15 protein-coding genes are annotated in these 19207 nt (G+C 59.4%); 8 read left to right on the top strand and 7 right to left on the bottom strand.

The genetic code is table 11. The features are described from left to right. Nucleotides 1–27: 27 nt before the first annotated feature. Entirely contained in the window at nucleotides 28–960 is a 933-nt protein-coding gene (locus AACY19_RS22400; protein ID WP_339453789.1) for an AraC family transcriptional regulator, read from the bottom strand. Nucleotides 961–1190: 230 nt separating this feature from the next. Here AACY19_RS22400 and AACY19_RS22395 point away from each other — a divergent pair, with 230 nt between their 5' ends. After that, complete coding sequence (locus AACY19_RS22395; protein ID WP_339453788.1) at nucleotides 1191–2399, top strand: MFS transporter; 1209 nt, start codon at nucleotides 1191–1193, stop codon at nucleotides 2397–2399. Nucleotides 2400–2448: 49 nt separating this feature from the next. On the opposite strand, the gene AACY19_RS22390 is transcribed toward AACY19_RS22395, so the two are convergent. Then, nucleotides 2449–3354 carry a LysR family transcriptional regulator gene (locus tag AACY19_RS22390; RefSeq protein WP_339453787.1) on the bottom strand — a complete coding sequence of 302 codons (906 nt, stop codon included), beginning with the start codon at nucleotides 3352–3354 and terminating at the stop codon, nucleotides 2449–2451. A 94-nt stretch (nucleotides 3355–3448) separates the two neighbouring features. On the opposite strand from AACY19_RS22390, the gene AACY19_RS22385 reads away from it, so the two are divergent. The 4 genes from AACY19_RS22385 (at nucleotide 3449) to AACY19_RS22370 (ending at nucleotide 9820) form a co-directional block, all read left to right on the top strand. After that, entirely contained in the window at nucleotides 3449–4615 is a 1167-nt protein-coding gene (locus AACY19_RS22385; RefSeq protein WP_339453786.1) for an MFS transporter, read from the top strand. Between the two features lie 58 nt (nucleotides 4616–4673). Beyond that, complete coding sequence (locus AACY19_RS22380) at nucleotides 4674–5300, top strand: TetR/AcrR family transcriptional regulator (protein ID WP_339453785.1); 627 nt, start codon at nucleotides 4674–4676, stop codon at nucleotides 5298–5300. A gap of 324 nt (nucleotides 5301–5624) precedes the next feature. After that, a complete protein-coding gene (locus AACY19_RS22375) occupies nucleotides 5625–6734 on the top strand; it encodes an efflux RND transporter periplasmic adaptor subunit (RefSeq protein ID WP_339453784.1) in 1110 nt (369 codons plus the stop codon). Continuing rightward, nucleotides 6731–9820: an efflux RND transporter permease subunit gene (locus AACY19_RS22370; protein ID WP_339453783.1), complete on the top strand. Its 3090-nt coding sequence runs from the start codon at nucleotides 6731–6733 to the stop codon at nucleotides 9818–9820. Before AACY19_RS22375 ends, AACY19_RS22370 begins: the two co-directional genes overlap by 4 nt. A gap of 51 nt (nucleotides 9821–9871) precedes the next feature. On the opposite strand, the gene AACY19_RS22365 is transcribed toward AACY19_RS22370, so the two are convergent. Then, nucleotides 9872–10786 (bottom strand): LysR family transcriptional regulator, encoded by a 915-nt coding sequence (locus AACY19_RS22365; protein ID WP_339453782.1) that lies wholly within the window; start codon nucleotides 10784–10786, stop codon nucleotides 9872–9874. 214 nt (nucleotides 10787–11000) lie between these two features. Here AACY19_RS22365 and AACY19_RS22360 point away from each other — a divergent pair, with 214 nt between their 5' ends. Beyond that, a complete protein-coding gene (locus AACY19_RS22360; protein ID WP_339453781.1) occupies nucleotides 11001–12341 on the top strand; it encodes a nucleobase:cation symporter-2 family protein in 1341 nt (446 codons plus the stop codon). Nucleotides 12342–12371: 30 nt separating this feature from the next. After that, complete coding sequence (locus AACY19_RS22355; RefSeq protein ID WP_339453780.1) at nucleotides 12372–12881, top strand: nucleoside deaminase; 510 nt, start codon at nucleotides 12372–12374, stop codon at nucleotides 12879–12881. 130 nt (nucleotides 12882–13011) lie between these two features. Here the strand turns inward: AACY19_RS22355 and AACY19_RS22350 are convergent, their stop codons facing one another. After that, a complete protein-coding gene (locus tag AACY19_RS22350) occupies nucleotides 13012–13371 on the bottom strand; it encodes a response regulator (RefSeq protein WP_339453779.1) in 360 nt (119 codons plus the stop codon). A gap of 23 nt (nucleotides 13372–13394) precedes the next feature. Further along, on the bottom strand, nucleotides 13395–14834 hold the full coding sequence (locus tag AACY19_RS22345) for an ATPase domain-containing protein (protein ID WP_339453778.1): 1440 nt from the start codon (nucleotides 14832–14834) through the stop codon (nucleotides 13395–13397). A gap of 280 nt (nucleotides 14835–15114) precedes the next feature. Here AACY19_RS22345 and AACY19_RS22340 point away from each other — a divergent pair, with 280 nt between their 5' ends. Then, entirely contained in the window at nucleotides 15115–16569 is a 1455-nt protein-coding gene (locus AACY19_RS22340; RefSeq protein ID WP_339453777.1) for a TrkH family potassium uptake protein, read from the top strand. 101 nt (nucleotides 16570–16670) lie between these two features. Here the strand turns inward: AACY19_RS22340 and AACY19_RS22335 are convergent, their stop codons facing one another. Further along, nucleotides 16671–17915 carry a saccharopine dehydrogenase family protein gene (locus AACY19_RS22335; protein ID WP_339453776.1) on the bottom strand — a complete coding sequence of 415 codons (1245 nt, stop codon included), beginning with the start codon at nucleotides 17913–17915 and terminating at the stop codon, nucleotides 16671–16673. Nucleotides 17916–17944: 29 nt separating this feature from the next. Beyond that, nucleotides 17945–19042, bottom strand: a complete 1098-nt coding sequence (locus tag AACY19_RS22330; protein ID WP_095125981.1) for a carboxynorspermidine decarboxylase — start codon at nucleotides 19040–19042, stop codon at nucleotides 17945–17947. Nucleotides 19043–19207 lie beyond the last annotated feature (165 nt).

Here is a 19207-nt window from a genome sequence, read left to right as displayed (position 1 = left end):
GCGGCGAGGCGCATCACCGGGTTTCGTTCAATTCGCGACTGTGCCTAGCGCTTCTGCCTCGAATGGCTGCCCGCGCAGGAGGGCGATGTCACGACTCGGTGCGGTGCCGAACAGCCGGGCATATTCGCGGCTGAACTGCGACGGGCTTTCATAGCCGACCGCAAACGCCGCGCGCGAAACGTCGAGGCGTTCGACCAGCATCAGCCGCCGCGCTTCGTTCAGCCGCAGCCATTTCTGGTACTGCAGCGGACTCATGCCGGTGAGCTGACGGAAATGATGGTGAAAGGTCGGCGCGCTCATCTGCACCCGTGCGGCGAGATCGTCGATGCGCAGGGCATCGGTGTAATTGACCTTGAGCCAGTCAATCGCTTTGGCGATGCGATAGCCCTGACCATCGACGGCCGTGATCTGCCGCAGCCGTGCACCTTGGTCGGTGTGGAGCAGGCGGTAGTGGATTTCACGCAGTATCAGCGGCGCCAGCACCGGGATCGCTTCGGGTTCATCGAGCAATGCCAGCAGACGATCAAGTGCGCCCGCCAGGGTAGACGACAGGCTGCCAATCGCGGCGCCCGAGCCCGTTGATGGCTGCCGCTTGGCCGGCAAGCCACTCTTGGTGATGACCTCGGCGAGCATGCTGACATCCAGTTTGAGCACAAGGCCGACACAGGGTTGTTGGGGACTGGCGTGCGTCACTTCGGAGTTGGCGGGCAGGTCCAGCGACGTCACCAGAAACCGTGAAGGGTCGTAGCTGTAGCCCTCACCACCGACCCACAAGCGCTTTTCGCCGCGGCCCACGAGAATCAGGCTGGGTTCGATCATGCACACCGCGGGCGGCGCCGGTTGGTCGCGACGAAACAGCGACAAACCGGGTATGGCCGTGGCGAAGTCGCCCGGTGCGCTCACGCGCGGGTCGATGTTCAGCGCCAAAGGCGATGCCTGGAGCAGGGGGGTAGGGATCATGTGGGCTCACTCCTGTTGAGCGAACTCTAATCCGCGCGCGAGACGTTTCCTATCCATCACCCTGCATCGCCAGAGGATCAGGCAAGCATTCAAGAGGAATGCGCTAGGGAAGCGTCGGATTGACCGGGAGAATGTGTCTATCTGTTACAGGGGCAGTGCTCGCAAGGGCGGTGAATGGCTTGCCCCTGCGCATCACACCCACACGTTTTTCCGCATCACAGGTAGTTCCCATGACCTTTCCTTCTACAGATCCTTCTAAAAGAACAGGCGGCTGGAGCGCCGTGCTGGCCATGTCGTTGGCCGCCTTCGCTCTCGTCGCTTCAGAGTTCATGCCGGTCAGCCTGCTGACGCCGATTGCGGCAGACCTGCACATCACCGAAGGCCAGGCGGGACAGGGTATTTCCGTGTCCGGCGCCTTTGCCTTGATCACCAGCCTGCTGATTGCCTCGGTCGCCGCGCGCATCGAACGCAAGACGCTGCTGCTCGGCCTGACCTTGCTGATGATCGTCTCCGGTACGGTCGTCGCGATTGCCCCGGGCTATCCGTCATTCATGTTTGGACGTGCGCTGATCGGAATTGCGATTGGTGGCTTCTGGTCGCTGTCAGCGGCGACTGCAATGCGTCTGGTGAAGCCTGAACAGGTTTCCCGGGCGCTGGCCATCGTCAATGGCGGTAACGCTTTGGCGACGGTCATCGCGGCTCCGGCGGGGAGCTTTCTCGGCTCGCTGATCGGCTGGCGCGGGGCATTCTTCTGTGTGGTTCCGGTCGCCGTGCTGGCCGCCGTGTGGCTGCTGATCAGCCTCCCGTCCTTCAAGACCGAACGCCAGGCCGGTAGCGGCAACGTGCTGCGGTTGATGAAGCAGTTGCCAGTGGCCTTGGGCATGGTCGCCGTCAGCGTGTTTTTCATGGGCCAGTTCATGCTGTTCACCTACCTGCGGCCATTTCTGGAAGGCGTGACGGGCGTCAGTGTCTCTACGTTGTCCTTCATGCTGCTGGGGCTGGGGCTGGCCGGTTTTATCGGCACCTTTTTGATCGAACGGTTTATGGGCCGTGGCCTCTATCGCACGTTGACTGTCATCCCGCTGATCATGGCCGCCATCGCGCTGTCGTTGGTCAGCTTCGGCCATTCACCGGTGCTGACCGCCGTGTTGCTCGGCCTCTGGGGACTGGTGGCCACCGCCGCGCCGGTCGGCTGGTGGACATGGCTGGCGCAAACGCTGCCCGATGATGCGGAAGCTGGGGGCGGCCTGCTCGTGGCCATTGTCCAGCTGGCGATTGCCGCAGGCGCCATCATTGGCGGTCTGGCGTTTGATCTGAGCGGTTACAAAGCTACGTTCGAACTCAGTGCCGCCGTGTTGGTCGGCGCGTCTGTGCTTGCATGGCTGGCGGGGCGTAATGCCACGCAAGTTCATATTGTCGAGGCGAGCGCGACAGCCTGACGGGATCAGCAGTCACTCAGCGGACGGGGTATGGGCATGAGAAATCAGCTTATAACTGCGCTGACATCCGGTGATGCTCCAGCAAAAAGTCGACGAACAATCGCACCCGCGCCGGCATGGCCGGGCCGCCGACGAACACCGCATGAATCGGTTCCTGGTCACCGGGGTTCCAGGCTTCCAGCAACGCAATCAGGTCGCCGCGCTGCAGATCCTCGCTCACGCTGAACCCTCCGATACGGGCAATCCCGGCACCCACTCGCGCGAGTTGTGCCAGCGCTTCACCGCTGCTGCATTCAATGTTGCCGCTGACCTTCAGGGAAAACGCTTTGCCATCGCGGATAAATGGCCAGTTGGGTTCGGCACGCTTGAAATTGAAGCGCAGGCAGTTGTGCTGTAGGAGGTCTTCCGGTTCCTGCGGGATGCCGTGGCGCTGCAGATACTCGGGCGATGCCACCACGACCTGGCCGGTGCTGCCGATCCTGCGTGCGGTCAGCGGGCTGTCGGGCAGATGGCCAAAGCGCACCGCGACGTCGGCTTGCCCGCCGAGAATGTCGACCACTTCGTCGCCGAGGTTGAGGTCGACGACGATGTTCGGGTAACGGGCGCTGAAGGCTGCGACCAACGGAACGATAGCCAGCCGTCCGTGACCGAGGGCGGCACTGACCCGCAATCGCCCTCTGGGCACGCCTTGATCGGCGATGGCTTCTTCGACCTCATCCATGTCGGCGAGGATTCGCCGGGCGCCGCGCAGAAACGCTTCGCCCTCGGCCGTGAAGGTGATCGCTCGGGTGGTGCGCAACAGCAGGCGGGTGCCCAGCCGTTGCTCGGTGCGGGCGATGATCCGGCTGACCGCCGAGGGTGTCAGGCCCAGCGCACGCGCGGCAGCCGACAGACTGCCTTCCTGGGCCACGGTGGTGAACACGCTCATTTCACCTGACCTGCCGTTGAAATCCACTTGTGCCTCCTACGCAAAGGTGATTGCCAAAAATGCTATCTACCGCCTGAAAAATCGTGATCGTAGCATTGGCGGCATAGATAAGGAGCTTTCCATGCGTATCAATCCACCCCTTGTTGCACTCGCCATCGGTGCCTTCGGCATCGGCGTCACCGAATTCGCCCCCATGGGTATGTTGCCGGGTATCGCTGCGGATCTGGGGGTTTCCATTCCCGCTGCCGGTTTGCTGGTCAGTGCCTATGCGCTGGGCGTATTGCTCGGCGCGCCGCTGATGACCCTGACCACCGGCAGGATTCCCCGGCGTTATCTGCTGATCGGGCTCATGGCGATTTTTACCCTGGGTAATCTGATGTCTGCCTTGGCCACGGATTACTACAGCCTCATGGTCGCCCGGGTCGTGACCTCACTGAACCACGGTGCCTTTTTTGGCGTTGGCTCAATCGTCGCCGCCAGCGTGGTCGCTCCCGAGAAACGTGCCGGGGCCATTGCGGCGATGTTCATGGGCCTGACCCTGGCGACCATCGGCGGTGTGCCGCTGGCTGCCTGGTTTGGTGAACTGTTCGGCTGGCGCACCGCTTTCTGGGGGATTACCGGCCTGGGCGTGGTGACCATGGCTGCATTGTGGTTCGCGCTGCCCAACGTGCGGGCGCCGCAGAGCGTCGGTGTCATGGCGGAGATTCGCGTATTGGGCCGCGGCCCGGTGCTGGCCGCGCTGGCCCTGACTGTCGTCGGCTCAAGCGCCATGTTCACCGTCTTCACCTACATCGCGCCAATCCTCAGCAGCGAGACCCATGCGTCCACCGCCTTCATCACCGCCATGCTGATGCTTTACGGTGTCGGCTTGACGCTGGGCAACATGTGGGGCGGCAAGGCTGCTGACCGCTCGATAGATCGCACCCTGATCGTCTCGTTGAGCGTCCTGATTCTGGTCTTGTTGGCGTTCACCGTATTGATGCGCTGGCCGCTGCCGGCCGCCGTGGCCATCCTGATCTGGGGCATCGCCAGTTTCGCTCTGGTGCCGCCGCTACAGATGCGCGTCATGGAAGCGGCCAAGGACGCGCCCAATCTGGCCTCGGCGGTGAACATCGGCGCCTTCAACTTCGGCAACGCGATTGGCGCAGCGCTGGGCGGTGCGGTGATCAGCAGTGGGCTGGGTTATCCGGCGATTTCCCTGGCCGGGGCGGCAATGGCGGGCCTGGGGCTGCTGATGGTGTTGGCGTTTGCGTGGCGTTCCAGAACGGTTGAAGCAGCGGTGGTGTGACACGTTCAACAATGCTCGGCGAGTTGTCAGTCGTTGACAGCCTGAGTAAGCTGCCCCCATGAATCAGCCATCCAGATCTGCCTCCTCGCCAAGCACTCGCGGCCCAGCTGAACACGACATTCGTGACCAGATTGTCGTCGCGGCCAACGAGCATTTCAGCCAATACGGCTACGGTAAAACCACGGTTTCCGACCTGGCCAAGGCCATTGGTTTTTCCAAGGCCTACATCTATAAATTCTTTGATTCCAAGCAGGCGATTGGCGAGGCCATTTGCGCCAACTGCCTGGGGCAAATCGTGGCGGCTGTTGAACAGGCGATAAACGCAGAACCGGTTTCAGCCACCGAGCGTTTGCGCAGGTTGGTCAAAACCGTGATCGCCACGGGCGTTGACCTGTTCTTCAACGATCGCAAGCTCTACGACATCGCGGCGTTTTCCGCCTCGGAGCGCTGGAACAGCGCGCAGGTGTATGAGGCCCAAATCAAGGGCTTTATCCTCGACATCGTGCGTCACGGGCGAGAAGCAGGGGAGTTCGAGCGCAAGACGCCGCTTGACGAGACCGTCGAGGCGATCAATCTGGCGCTGCGACCTTTCGTCAACCCGCTGCTGTTGCAACACAATCTGGATCTGATCGAGCAAGCGCCCACGCTGACCACCAATCTCATCCTGCGCAGCCTCATGCCTTGACCCGTCCCTGAGCAACATTTTCAGGCGACTCAAGTCCAGGCGACATCCTCTTATCAAATCACCTGTTCCCTGCGCATGAGTGGCGGGAGAGGGGGATTTTTAGCGTTAAGTGACCATTAATATAAATGGTCACGAAAGTGATAGAGCCACATGCCGGTCTAGATATCAGGTAACTATCGCAATACCAAGCCGCTCGTACCAAACAATTGATGGTCGATACTGCTGCCGATCAGTGAACTGACACTTCTTTAAGTGTGACCATTGACGCAATTAGTCACTGCACTGAGAATATGATGCTCATCCTATTTCTCAGTAAGGGAATTTATGCGCCGGCTCCGACCTTTCCCCATTGCCGCATGCCTCTTGCCTCTTGTCCTGAGCGCCTGTGGCGAATCTTCCAGCGTCGCAGATCCCCGTACCCAGCCGCCGCTGGTCAGATCCGCTGCGGTTCAAGCGTCAACCGATGTCGCTCGCTCTTTCACGGGCGTGGTCGCGGCGCGCGTTCAGGGCGACCTGGGTTTTCGCGTTTCGGGCAAAGTGCTCGAACGTCTGGTTGATACGGGGCAGGCCGTCAAGCGGGGACAGCCGTTGATGCGTCTCGACCCGATTGATCTCGGACTGCAAGCGCGGGCGCAGCAGGCGGAGGTCATAGCGGCTAGCGCCCGCGCCAAGCAGACAGCCGACGACGAGGCGCGCTATCGCAAACTGGTCAGCGTTGGCGCCATTTCGGCATCCGCCTACGATCAGTTCAGAGCCGCCGCGGAGACTGCAAAGGCGCAGCTCAACGCCGCGCAGGCGCAAGCGGACGTTGCGCGTAATGCCTCGGGTTATGCGCTGCTGGTCGCTGATGCGGACGGCGTGGTGGTGGAAACACTCGCCGAACCTGGACAAGTGGTCAGCCCGGGACAACCGGTGGTTCGACTGGCGCGCGCAGGTCAGCGCGAAGCCATCGTGCATCTGCCCGAAACCTTGCGTCCGGCTGCCGGCTCCACTGCGCAAGCCAGCCTTTACGGGGTGAGCTCAGCAGCGGTGACGGCAAAACTGCGGCTGCTTTCGGATTCGGCAGACCGCACAACGCGCACGTTTGAGGCGCGCTATGTGCTCGAAGGGCCGCTGGCCAATGCGCCGATCGGTGCGACCGTGACCCTCAGCATTGCCGAGCGCGCTACTCAGACACAGACGTTACAAGTCCCCATCGCTGCCGTTTACGACCCGGGCAAAGGCCCCGGTGTGTGGCTGATCACCGGAACACCGACAACAGTGACCTGGCGGGCGGTTGAGGTGCTGGGATTGAGCGACGATTCGGCACGCATCGTTGGCGATCTCACTGCCGGTGAGCAGGTGGTGGCGTTGGGCGCCCATCTGCTGCGCGACGGTGAGGAAGTGAGATTGCCGCAGCAGAGCGCAGCCAGCGTTGCCGGGAGTCGTCCATGAGCCAGGGGCGCTTCAACCTTTCGGCCATCGCCGTGCGCGAGCAGGCGATCACGGTGTTCCTGATTTTTCTGATTGCGGTTGCGGGGACTTTGGCGTTCTTTCAATTGGGGCGTGCAGAGGACCCACCGTTTACGGTCAAGCAGTTGACCGTCATCACCGCGTGGCCGGGCGCGACGGCGCAAGAGATGCAGGATCAGGTCGCCGAACCCCTTGAAAAGCGCCTGCAAGAACTCAAGTGGTACGACCGCTCGGAAACCTACACTCGCCCTGGACTCGCGTTTACGATGGTGTCGTTGCTCGATAGAACGCCACCCTCGCAAGTGCAGGAAGAGTTCTATCAAGCACGCAAGAAACTCGCCGATGAAGCCATCAAGCTGCCGGCCGGTGTGATCGGGCCGATGGTCAACGATGAGTTTTCCGACGTGACTTTCGCGCTGTACGCCTTGAAGGCCAAAGGCGAGCCGCAGCGTTTGCTGGTGCGTGATGCGGAAGTCATGCGCCAGCGTCTGCTGCATGTGCCGGGTGTGAAGAAGGTCAACATCATCGGTGAGCAAGCCGAGCGCATCTACGTTTCGTTTTCCCATGACCGGTTGGCGACCCTCGGCTTGTCTGCGCAGGACATCTTCGCCGCCCTGAACAGTCAGAACGTGCTGACGCCTGCCGGGTCCATCGAAACCAAAGGGCCGCAGGTATTTCTGCGTCTCGATGGTGCCTTCGACAAAGTGCAGAAAATTCGCGACACACCTGTCTTCGTGCAGGGGCGCACACTGATGCTCTCTGATGTGGCGACGGTTGAACGGGGTTACGAAGATCCGGCCACTTTTGTTGTGCGCAATAACGGTGAAGACGCGCTGCTGCTGGGTGTCGTGATGCGCGAGGGGTGGAACGGCCTGGATCTGGGCAAGGCGCTGGATGCGGAAACGGCCCTGATCAATGCAGAAATGCCGTTGGGCATGACGCTCGCCAAAGTCACCGACCAGGCGGTCAATATCGATTCGGCGGTCGGCGAGTTCATGGTCAAGTTTTTTGTCGCGTTGCTGGTGGTCATGCTCGTGTGCTTTCTCAGCATGGGCTGGCGGGTCGGGGTGGTGGTTGCGGCGGCGGTGCCATTGACCCTGGCGATTGTGTTCGTGGTGATGGCCGCCACTGGCAAGAACTTTGATCGCATTACCCTCGGGTCATTGATCCTCGCGCTCGGATTGTTGGTCGATGACGCCATCATCGCTATTGAGATGATGGTGGTGAAAATGGAGGAGGGCTACGACCGCATCAAAGCTTCCGCCTATGCCTGGAGCCATACGGCAGCGCCGATGCTGTCCGGTACGCTGGTAACGGCAATCGGCTTTTTGCCGAACGGTTTTGCGCAATCCACTGCTGGCGAGTACACCAGCAACATGTTCTGGATCGTCGGCATCGCGCTGATCGCGTCCTGGGTCGTCGCGGTGGCGTTCACGCCGTATCTGGGCGTGAAGTTGTTGCCGGACATCAAGAAAGTCGAAGGGGGCCACGCGGCGATCTACAACACGCCTGATTACAACCGCTTCCGCCGACTGCTGACTGTGGTGATCGCTCGCAAATGGCTGGTGGCAGGCACGGTGGTCACGCTGTTTTTCGTCGCTGTGCCAGGCATGGGGCTGGTGAAGAAGCAGTTCTTTCCGACCTCCGACCGTCCCGAGGTAATGATCGAAGTGCAAATGCCTTATGGGACTTCGCTTGAGCAGACCAGCGCCACCGCCGCCAAGGTCGAAGGCTGGCTGCACAAGCAGGACGAGGCCAAAATCGTCACGGCCTATATCGGCCAGGGGGCGCCACGTTTTTTCCTGGCAATGGCACCGGAGTTACCCGACCCTTCGTTTGCCAAAATTGTCGTACTCACGGACAGTCAGGAGGCCCGTGAAACCCTCAAGTTGCGCTTGCGCGAAGCGGTTGCTGCAGGACTCGCGCCGGAGGCCCGCGTCAGGGCCACGCAAATCGTGTTTGGTCCTTATTCGCCGTTTCCGGTTGCCTACCGGGTGATGGGGCCTGATCCGGCGAAGTTGCGCGACATCGCCGAGCAAGTCCGCGGCGTGCTGCACGACAGCCCGATGATGAGAACGGTGAATACGGACTGGGGACCGCTGACTCCGACATTGCATTTCAATCTTGATCAGGACCGCCTGCAAGCAGTGGGGTTGAGCTCCAATGCGGTTGCCCGGCAGCTGCAGTTCCTGCTGAGCGGAGTGCCGATCACGGCGGTTCGCGAGGACATTCGTTCAGTGCAGGTCATCGGCCGTGCCGCCGGCAATATCAGGCTCGACCCGGCGCAAATCCAAGGCTTCACCCTGGTCGGCGCGACGGGGCAACGCATCCCGTTGTCGCAGATCGGTGAGGTCGATGTGCGCATGGAGGATCCGATTCTGCGGCGCCGTGACCGTACTCCGACCATCACCGTGCGTGGCGACATTGCCGAAGGCTTGCAGCCACCGGATGTTTCCAGTGTGATCCTCAAGCAACTTCAGCCGATCATCGAGACACTGCCTTCCGGTTACCGGATCGAGCAGGCAGGAGCCATCGAGGAATCCGGCAAGGCGGGCAAGGCGATCTTGCCCTTGCTGCCGATCATGATCGCCATGACGTTGCTGATCATCATTGTGCAGGTGCGTTCGATCGCGGCGATGATCATGGTCTTTCTTACTTCGCCGCTAGGCTTGATTGGCGTGGTGCCGACGCTGCTTATCTTCAATCAGCCGTTTGGCATCAATGCGCTGGTCGGGTTGATTGCGCTGTCAGGCATCCTGATGCGCAATACGCTGATTCTGATCGGGCAGATCCACCACAACACGCAGGAAGGGCTGGACCCGTTTCATGCCGTGGTCGAAGCCACGGTGCAGCGTGCGCGGCCAGTGCTGCTGACGGCGCTGGCGGCCATCCTGGCGTTTATTCCCCTGACACACTCGGTGTTCTGGGGAACGCTGGCCTACACCCTGATCGGCGGCACCTTCGTCGGCACCATCATGACGCTGGTGTTCCTGCCGGCGATGTATTCCATCTGGTTCAAGATCCGCCCTGAGCAACAGACTCAGACTGAAGCAGTCAAACTGGCGTAGTTGAAAAGGCTGCAATCGAGGCCCGCTCTGGCGGGCCTCTTTGTCCCCACGTCAAAGCGTGGTGATCTGGCCGTTGCGGTCCAGCTCATACACCTTGTTCCCCTGCAACTTCTCCTTCAGCCACCGTTCTGCCTTGCCCAACGGCCGCTGCCGCGCCCAGAGCAAATCGACACCAATCTGCCAGTCGGTATGCGGATACGCCGAGAGCTGCAGTTCCACCAGCTCACCCTTGGCCAGTTCTCGCTGAACAAGTTGCCGGGGCAGGGTGGCCCAGCCAAGCCCGGCGCGGACCATTTCCAATAACGCCAGATAACTTTCCGCTTGCCACAACTGGGTCGAGCGCAAGTATTCGCTGCTCGGCAGTTTGCTCGCATGGGCACTGAAGGCCAGCCGCCGATGGACGTGCAGGTCGTCGAACGTGACGTTGTCGAGTTGCGCCAATGGATGGTCGGGATGGCAGACGTGCAGCATGATCAGCTTGCCCAGCTGCTGGAACGCCAGTTCCTTGGGGTAACCGGGCTGCGAGAACGCCACACCGAGTACGGCTTCGCCGCTGCTGACCAGTTCGCTGACGTCGCCGTACACCGGATGACGGATGATCAGGTCGACAAAGGGGAACGCGGTTTCGAAGGCTTTGAGCACCGGCATGATCGGGCCATATGGCGTTTCAATCGCCAGTGTCAGGCTGGGTTCGACCTGTTCCGACAGGCTGTCGGCGTGGGCTTCGAAGGTCATGCAGCGTTCGAGCACGGCTTCGGCCTGTACCAGCAATTTTTGGCCGCCGGCGGTGAGGGCAGGGCTGCGGTTGCTGCGGTCGAACAGGTCAACGCCCAGGTCGGTTTCGAGGTTGGCAATCGCCGCGCTGATGGTCGATTGAGTCTTGCCCAGTTTGCGCCCCGCGGCAGAAAACGATCCGCTTTTGACCACTTGGACGAACATCAACAGTTGATCGAGTGAGAAGCGCAAGCGGTGGACTCCCGGGTCGAGAATAAGGGTTGGAAGCAGATCACGAATGCCTGATTGTGCCATCGAAAAAAACGATGGTTGCTAATTTGTTTCATCGCAATAAACGTTCAAATATGGCCCTGCGTCAAGCGATCTCCGGGGCGGATCTGACTTTCCAGCGCCCCTGAGCCTGCCCGCGATCTCAACAGATGCCGCACCTTCAGGAGCGTGTGAAATGACCCTACAACGCATTCATCCGGTGGACGAGGTTTTGCCACTGCGACAGTTGTTCACGTTTGGCTTGCAGCATGTTCTGGTGATGTACGCGGGAGCGGTGGCGGTACCACTGATTCTCGGCAGTGCGATGGGGCTGACCTCGGCGCAAGTGGTGTTGCTGATCAACGCCAACCTGTTGACCTCGGGTGTGGCAACGTTGATTCAAACCCTCGGTTTCTGGAAATTCGGCGCGCGGCTGCCACTGATTCAAGGCTGCTCATTCATTGCCCTGGCGCCGATGATCATGATCGGCAAGGAATTCGGTCTCGGTCAGATTTTCGGTGCGGTGATCGCGGCAGGTTTGATCACCATTGCACTGGCGCCGGTATTCAGCCGCTTGCTGCGTTTTTTTCCACCGGTGGTGATTGGCAGCCTGATCACCATTATCGGCATCTCGCTGATGCCGGCAGCCGCAATCTGGCTGGGCGGTGGCAATCCCGACTCGGCGGATTTTGGCAATCCCGCGAACCTGTTACTCGGTTTGGCCACGGTCAGCGTGACACTGGTGATCTACGCCAAATGCAAGGGCTTCATCGGCAACCTCAGCGTGCTGATTGGCCTGTTTGTCGGCAGCCTGATCGCAGCAGCTTGCGGCATGACTCACTTCAATCGGGTCGGCGAAGCGGCGTGGTTTGAGCTGAGTGCGCCGATGGCCTTCGGCGCGCCGGAATTCGCACCGGTGCCAATTCTGATCATGACTCTGGCGATGCTGGTAATCATGGCCGAGACCACCGGCAACTGCCTGGCGATCGGCAAATTGGCTGGCAAACCGACCACGCAACAAACCCTCGGCAACGCGTTTCGCGCCGACGGCTTGTCAACCATGCTCGGCGGTTTGTTCAACAGCTTTCCTTACAATGCCTTCACCCAGAACACCGGTTTGATTGCGCTTTCGAACGTGAAAAGCCGCTTCGTCGTGGCCGCTGCCGGGGCAATCATGGTGCTGATGGGCCTGTTCCCGAAACTCGGCGCGTTGATCGCCGCAGTGCCAACGCCGGTACTCGGTGGCTGCGCGATTGTGATGTTCGGCATGACCACGGTGGCGGGGATTCAAGAACTGTCGCGGGTGCAGTTCGAAGGCACGCGCAACGGCATCATCGTCGCCGTGTCGGTGAGTGTCGGGGTGTTGCCGATGTCCTTTCCGGCACTGTTCGAACACGTCGCTCCGACCCTGAAACTGGTGCTCGACAGCGCGATTTTCCTCGGAGCGATCACCGCCATCGTCCTCAACGTACTGCTCAACAACGACAAAAAATCGACCGAAACCATCGGCGCCACGTCGGCAGAACTGGCCGACTGACTGTTTGTTTCCACTGCCCAGGAGTTACCCATGAATCAATTCACTCAGCTCATCCCGGCCGGCGTCAGCGAGCTTGATCTGACGTTGCTGCGCCAGACCATCGCCTTGTCCGAGGCATCGAAGCAACGCGGTCGTCATCCGTTCGCGGCATTGGTGGCCGACCGCAACGGCAAGGTAATTGTCGAAGCGGGGAATAACTCGATGCCGCCGGAAGGTGACCCGACACAGCACGCCGAACTGGTGGCGGCCGCAGCGGCGGCAAAACTGCTGTCGCCGCAAGAGCTGGAACTGTGCACGCTGTACACCAGCGCCGAACCTTGCTGCATGTGCGCCGGCGCGGTGTATTGGACAGGGATCGGGCGGGTGGTTTATGCCTTGTCGGAGCGTGCCTTGCTGGGTTTGACGGGTGACCATCCGGAGAACCCGACGTTCTCGCTGCCGTGCCGCGAGGTGTTCGCCAAGGGGCAGCGCAAGGTCAGTGTGTTGGGGCCGATGCTGGAAGGGGAGGCGGCTGAACCGCACAAGGGCTTTTGGTCGTAACAGGCTGGAAACCACGCTCGACTGGCGTGGTGCTGCCCCCTCCTGATTCACAAGAGGATGCATTGAACCCGCGAACTCGCAAATGAGAGCGGGCAATGCCAATGCCGAAATTGCCTTTGTCGTTGAGTATCTATGAGGCCAACAGCTTCTTTACCTCAGCCACAATCACCGCAATGTCGAACGGCTTGGGCAGCACCACGTCAAACAGATCCGAACGCTGCATGCCGATGTGCGCCTGCGCTCCACTCATGAGAATGATCGGCAGGTGTTCGACGGAAGGCTGAGCACGCACGGCTTCGGCAAATTCGAGGCCGTCCATGACCGGCATCATGAAATCAGTGATGATCAGTGCTGGCCGTTCTCTCTCCAGCACTTCGAGCGCCTTCTTGCCATTGCTGGCCGTCACCGTCATGAAACCCTCATCCTCCAGCGCAAAGCCAAGAATGTCAGCAATCAGATACTCGTCGTCGACTACCAGGATGGTGGTCATGTTATTTCAACCCGCTCGAAGACTTACGATACTGAACCAGGCAATGACTCAGATGAGACGGAAGGTTCATTTCTCAAAGCCTTTTCCAGGAACACATCTTGATTACGGATGACTACCTCGAACCGCGAAGGGTTATAGGAGCTGTCACGTATCTTGAGAATGGAAAGCGTCCTGCGAAGTTCAGCGTGATTTTCGAAGAAACGCATGAGAATCAGGTTGTCGACAATACTGGACAGGTCGGAGTTCGGTGCGCTGACCTCGGAGCCGAACAGATCGCGCATTTCCCAGGAGGCAAAGACCGTAACGCCTCGGGATCGCAGCTCGTTCATCAGCGCACTTAAAAAGTCGGTGATGCGTCCCGGTGTGGTTGAAACCCGAGTCATGCCGCTGAGGCTGTCGATGAACAGGCGCTTGATACCTTTTTCATCGACCAGGCTCAGCACGCGGGCGCCGAGGCCGTCCAGCAATCCTTCGGTAGTGGGCTGCCAGGCAATGCTCAGCGCACCGCTGTTTTCCATTTGTTCAATGTTGATGCCCAGCGAATGGCCCTTGAGTCGCAGCCGTTGCGGGCTCTCATAGAAGCCGAAATGCAGGCCCGGCGCTTCGGCCGTCGACTGCGCGAGAAACTTCAGACCCAGCGTGGTTTTGCCGATCCCGGAAGGCCCCATGACGAGAGTGACGCTGGAGCTGTGCAAGCCGCCACCGAGGATGTCATCCAGCGAAACGATGCCGCTGGGAATCCGTGTCATGTCTGCGCTGTCGGGGGCGGAAGGGCGTTTGTACAGACTTTCCAGGCGCGGATAGACCACCAGGCCGTGATCGGTGATCTCGCATTCGTGAACACCGGTCAACGCGCCGCTGCCGCGGGTCTTGCGCAGGTGAATGCGTCGCACCGATCGAGTGCCGAACAGCTCTTCGCCCATTTCGATGACGCCGTCGACCATCGTGTGTTCCGGGCTGCCGTCGTCCAGGCGCGAGCTGGTGAGAAACAGCACGGTGCAACCGGCGAATGCCGCATGGCCTTGCAGTTCGGAGATGAATTTTTTCGTGTCGATCGGTGAGTCGGCCTTGGAGCGCGCGTTGAGCAAACCGTCGACGACCATCACCGTCGCTTTCTGCCGGCTGATTTCGCGCCGCAGCAGTTTCACTACTTCATCGAGGCCTTCGTTTTCCAGCGTATCGAAAGCGCTGACAAACTGTATTTCGGCGCCCACTCGCGAGGCGTCGAAAAAACTCATGGTCGACAGAAACTGGAACAGCCGGTCGTGGGACTCGGCCAGCAACGTGGCGACCAGAACGCGACCGCCATTGCAAGCATGATGGAAGCCGAGCTGATTGGCGAGGATGGTTTTGCCGGAGCCGGGGCGGCCCTGAATGATGTACGAAGCACCCGCGACCAGGCCTCCCTGCAGCAGCGCGTCGAGCCCTTCGATTCCGCTTTGAAGGCGTTTTAGCTTTTCCACTATGCGACCCTGATCTGAAAAAACAGGCTTGTTAAGCCGGATGGATGAAATGCTAACGCCATTTCCATCTTTGGGCCATGGCGGCGGAGGCAAAGTAGCGTTGTAAAGTGACGCTTGGCCGAGCGAAGGCACGCGACCCGGGAATAAGGACAGCCGGCGCGCAGGAAGATTCGATTGCCAGATTCCGCAAACGACAAAGGTATAAATTTTACGGAGAATTTACGGAGTCTTCAGGAGGGGCATCCGATACTGCGCGGTGCTAATTTGGAACGCTATTGTGATGTCACACGCAGCAATTCGGCTTATAGGCTTCATCCTAGGTATATTTTTGATCACCCTGGCGGTGAGCATGGCAATCCCCATGATCACACTGGTGATTTATGAGCGTAGCGACGATCTGCCCGCCTTCCTCGGGTCGAGTCTGATTACCTTCATCTGTGGTCTGCTGTTGATCGTGCGAGGGCGTCCGGATACCGGCCATCTTCGACCGAGGGACATGTACTTGCTGACGACCGCGAGCTGGGTCGTTGTGTGTACCTTCGCAGCTTTACCCATGGTTTTCATCAGCGATATCAGCTACACCGATGCATTCTTTGAAACGATGTCGGGCATCACAACCACGGGTTCGACTGTACTCACCGGTCTGGATAGCGCATCGCCCGGCTTGCTGATATGGCGCTCCATGCTCCATTGGTTGGGCGGCATCGGTTTTATCGGCATGGCTGTGGCAATTCTTCCACTCTTGCGCGTCGGGGGCATGCGTCTTTTCCAGACAGAGTCCTCGGACTGGTCGGAGAAAGTGACACCGCGTTCTCATATGGCAGCCAAGTACATTCTTTTGCTCTATCTGGGCCTGACGGGTATCGGCACTTTGTTGCTCTGGGTCGCAGGAATGACGCCATTTGAAGCAGTCAACCACGCTATGTCGTTGATCTCTACCGGCGGGTTCTCAACTTCGGACTCCTCTCTTGGGCATTGGAAGCAACCCGCCATTCACTGGGTGGCGGTGGTCATCATGATTCTGGGCAGCCTGCCATTCACCTTGTACGTTGCAACATGTCGGGGTCATCGGCGTGCGCTGATCAACGATCACCAGGTCCGCGGGTTTATTGGATTCTTGCTCGTCACATCGTTGGCTGTAGGTACCTGGCTGTATTTTCACAGCGACTACGAATGGTGGGATGCGTTTCGTATCGTGGCGGTTAATGTGACCTCGATCGTCACGACCACGGGTATTGCGGTCGGCGACTACACCTTGTGGGGCAGCTTCGCCGTTTTGCTTTTTTTCTATTTGACCTTCGTCGGTGGCTGTTCCGGATCAACGGCAGGCGGACTCAAAATCTTCCGTTTTCAGGTGGCTGCAGCTCTTCTGGTCAGCAGTTTGAAGCAGTTGATCCATCCTCGAGCCGTGATTCAGAAAAAATACAACAGCCATCCCATTGACGAGGAGATCGTGCGCTCGCTGTTGACCTTCTCGTTTTTTTTCACCATCACGATTGCCGCCATCGCTTTGGGCCTGGCTTTAATCGGGCTTGACTGGATAACCGCATTAAGCGGTGCCGCTACGGCGGTGTGTAACGTCGGGCCCGGCCTGGGCACAATCATTGGCCCGGCAGGTAATTTCTCATCACTGCCGGATGCGGCCAAATGGCTACTCACCGTTGGCATGCTTCTAGGAAGGCTGGAAATCCTGACTGTGTTGGTGCTCATAACCCCGGTTTTCTGGAGATATTGACCAAGCGAGTCGCGTCCTGAATTTCAGTGCCTACAAAAACGCCGCTCAATGAGCGGCGTTTTTTGTAGCGTGCATTGACGCATCGCGGGTTATTGCGAGCCTCAGGCTACGCCGTCCCAGGGACGATCTCCGTTTTCATCCTTGATGCGGGTCGGCAGGCCCATGACGTCCAGCGCCTTGAGGAACGGCTCAGCCGGCAGTTCCTCGACGTTGGCCATGCGCTGCACATCCCACTCGCCGCGGGCGACCAGCAGGGCAGCGGCAACAGGCGGTACGCCGGCGGTGTAGGAAATGCCCTGGCTGTCGGTTTCGGCAAAGGCTTCCTCGTGGTCGGCCACGTTGTAGATGAACACTTCGCGCGCCTGGCCATCCTTGGTGCCCTTGACCAGATCACCGATGCAGGTCTTGCCGGTGTAGCCGGGCGCCAGCGAGCTTGGATCAGGCAGCACGGCCTTGACCACTTTCAGCGGCACGACTTCCAGGCCTTCAGCGGTCTTGACCGGTTGTTCGGACAGCAGGCCGAGGTTTCTGAGGACCGTGAACACGTTGATGTAGTGCTCGCCGAAACTCATCCAGAAACGCACATTGGGCACGTCCAGATTCTTCGACAGCGAGTGCACTTCATCGTGACCGGTCAGGTACAGGTTCTGCGAGCCTACGACCGGCAGGTCGTCGGTGCGTTTGACTTCGAACATGGTGTTGCTGGTCCACTGGCTGTTCTGCCAGCTCCACACCTGCCCGGTGAATTCGCGGAAATTGATTTCCGGGTCGAAATTGGTGGCGAAATATTTGCCGTGGGAACCGGCATTGACGTCGAGAATGTCGATCGAATCAATCTGGTCGAAATACTGTTGCTGTGCCAGCGCTGCATAGGCGTTGACCACACCCGGGTCGAAGCCCACGCCGAGAATGGCGGTGATGTTCTTCTCTTGGCACTCTGCGAGGTGTTTCCATTCATAGTTGCCATACCACGGCGGGGTTTCGCAGATTTTGCCCGGTTCTTCGTGAATGGCGGTGTCGAGATAAGCGACGCCGGTATCGATACAGGCACGCAACACCGACATATTGAGGAACGCGGAGCCGACGTTGATGACGATCTGCGATCCGGTTTCACGAATCAGCGCTTTGGTCGCCTCGACATCCAGCGCATTAAGCGAGAAGGCTTTGATATCGGCGGGTTGTTTCAGGCTACCCTTGGCCTTGACGCTGTCGATGATGGCCTGGCATTTGGAGATGTTGCGCGACGCGATAGCGATACGACCGAGTTCATCGTTATGCTGCGCGCACTTGTGGGCCACCACCTTAGCGACACCTCCTGCACCAATGATAAGAACGTTCTTTTTCAATTGCTTTTTCTCTCCTTTATCTGTCCGTTTCAAGAAAGGCTGGACAGGTAGTCTTCGTAACCGAACTGGCGAACCACTTCGACGGTACCATCGAGTTGTTTCACTACGATGGATGGCATTTTCAGGCCGTTGAACCAGTTCTTCTTGACCATGGTGTAGCCGGCGGTATCGATGAAGGACAGTCGATCACCGATGGCCAGCGGACGGTCAAACTGGTACTCGCCGAAGATGTCTCCGGCCAGACACGATTTGCCGCACACCATGTAGGTATGCTCACCCTCGCTTGGCGCCAGCTTGGCGTTCAGGCGATAGATCAACAGGTCAAGCAAGTGGGCTTCGATGGAGCTGTCCACCACCGCCAGGTGCTTGCCGTTGTAGAGGGTGTCGAGCACGGTAACTTCCAGCGAGGCACTGTTTGTGATCGCTGCTTCGCCAGGCTCCAGATAGACCTGCACGCCGTACTTTTGCGAGAACGCCTTGAGACGAGCGCAGAACGCGTCCAGCGCATAGCCTTCACCGGTGAAGTGAATGCCGCCGCCCAGGCTGACCCAGCTGACCTTGTGCAGCAGCTCACCGAAGCGTTCTTCAATGGTGCAGAGCATTTGGTCGAACAGGCCGAAATCACCGTTCTCGCAGTTGTTGTGGAACATGAAGCCGGAGATCTGGCTGATAACGCCTTCGATCTTTACCGGGTCCCATTCGCCAAGACGGCTGAACGGACGCGCAGGGTCGGCCAGCAGATAATCGGAGCTGCTGACTTGCGGATTGACCCGCAGACCGCGGACTTTGCCCTCGGAGCGCTCGGCAAAGCGCTGCAACTGGCTGATGGAGTTGAAGATGATCTTGTCGCAATTGGCGAGCATCTCCTCGATCTCATCATCGGCCCAAGCCACGCTGTAGGCATGGGTTTCGCCTTCAAACTTCTGGCGACCGAGCTTGAGTTCGTACAGCGACGACGACGTGGTGCCGTCCATGTATTGCTGCATCAAATCGAACACCGACCAGGTGGCGAAGCACTTGAGCGCCAGCAGGGCCTTGGCCCCGGACTGTTCGCGCACATAGGCGATCTTCTGCATGTTGGTCAGCAGTTTCTGTTTGTCGATGAGGTAGTACGGTGTCTTGATCATTTCGAGGCCTCCGGCAAGGCCAGCCAAAAAAGGATGCGCATTGTGCCCGGACTGACCATATATCGAAAGAGCAGAGCGAACGAGTGGCTCAGCAAATGTCGCAAAAAGGCTTGGCGCGGCGATCACCACAGCACCTGGTGTTTCCGGGAGCGTCTGGCGGCTGTC

Origin of the sequence: Pseudomonas sp. EA_5y_Pfl2_R50 (assembly GCF_963970475.1) — a bacterium.
Classification (GTDB): domain Bacteria; phylum Pseudomonadota; class Gammaproteobacteria; order Pseudomonadales; family Pseudomonadaceae; genus Aquipseudomonas.
Note: the sequence above shows the minus strand (reverse complement) of the source record. Positions and strands in the feature narration are given on the sequence as shown.

What these genes read in the sequence shown, in the direction of transcription:
- AACY19_RS22355 (WP_339453780.1), top strand. Translation starts at nt 12,372, where the DNA reads ATGAATCAATTCACTCAGCTCATCCCGGCCGGCGTCAGCGAGCTTGAT.
- AACY19_RS22395 (WP_339453788.1), top strand. Translation starts at nt 1,191, where the DNA reads ATGACCTTTCCTTCTACAGATCCTTCTAAAAGAACAGGCGGCTGGAGC.
- AACY19_RS22380 (WP_339453785.1), top strand. Translation starts at nt 4,674, where the DNA reads ATGAATCAGCCATCCAGATCTGCCTCCTCGCCAAGCACTCGCGGCCCA.
- AACY19_RS22385 (WP_339453786.1), top strand. Translation starts at nt 3,449, where the DNA reads ATGCGTATCAATCCACCCCTTGTTGCACTCGCCATCGGTGCCTTCGGC.
- AACY19_RS22375 (WP_339453784.1), top strand. Translation starts at nt 5,625, where the DNA reads ATGCGCCGGCTCCGACCTTTCCCCATTGCCGCATGCCTCTTGCCTCTT.
- AACY19_RS22340 (WP_339453777.1), top strand. Translation starts at nt 15,115, where the DNA reads ATGTCACACGCAGCAATTCGGCTTATAGGCTTCATCCTAGGTATATTT.
- AACY19_RS22330 (WP_095125981.1), bottom strand. Translation starts at nt 19,042, where the DNA reads ATGATCAAGACACCGTACTACCTCATCGACAAACAGAAACTGCTGACC.
- AACY19_RS22350 (WP_339453779.1), bottom strand. Translation starts at nt 13,371, where the DNA reads ATGACCACCATCCTGGTAGTCGACGACGAGTATCTGATTGCTGACATT.
- AACY19_RS22400 (WP_339453789.1), bottom strand. Translation starts at nt 960, where the DNA reads ATGATCCCTACCCCCCTGCTCCAGGCATCGCCTTTGGCGCTGAACATC.
- AACY19_RS22360 (WP_339453781.1), top strand. Translation starts at nt 11,001, where the DNA reads ATGACCCTACAACGCATTCATCCGGTGGACGAGGTTTTGCCACTGCGA.
- AACY19_RS22370 (WP_339453783.1), top strand. Translation starts at nt 6,731, where the DNA reads ATGAGCCAGGGGCGCTTCAACCTTTCGGCCATCGCCGTGCGCGAGCAG.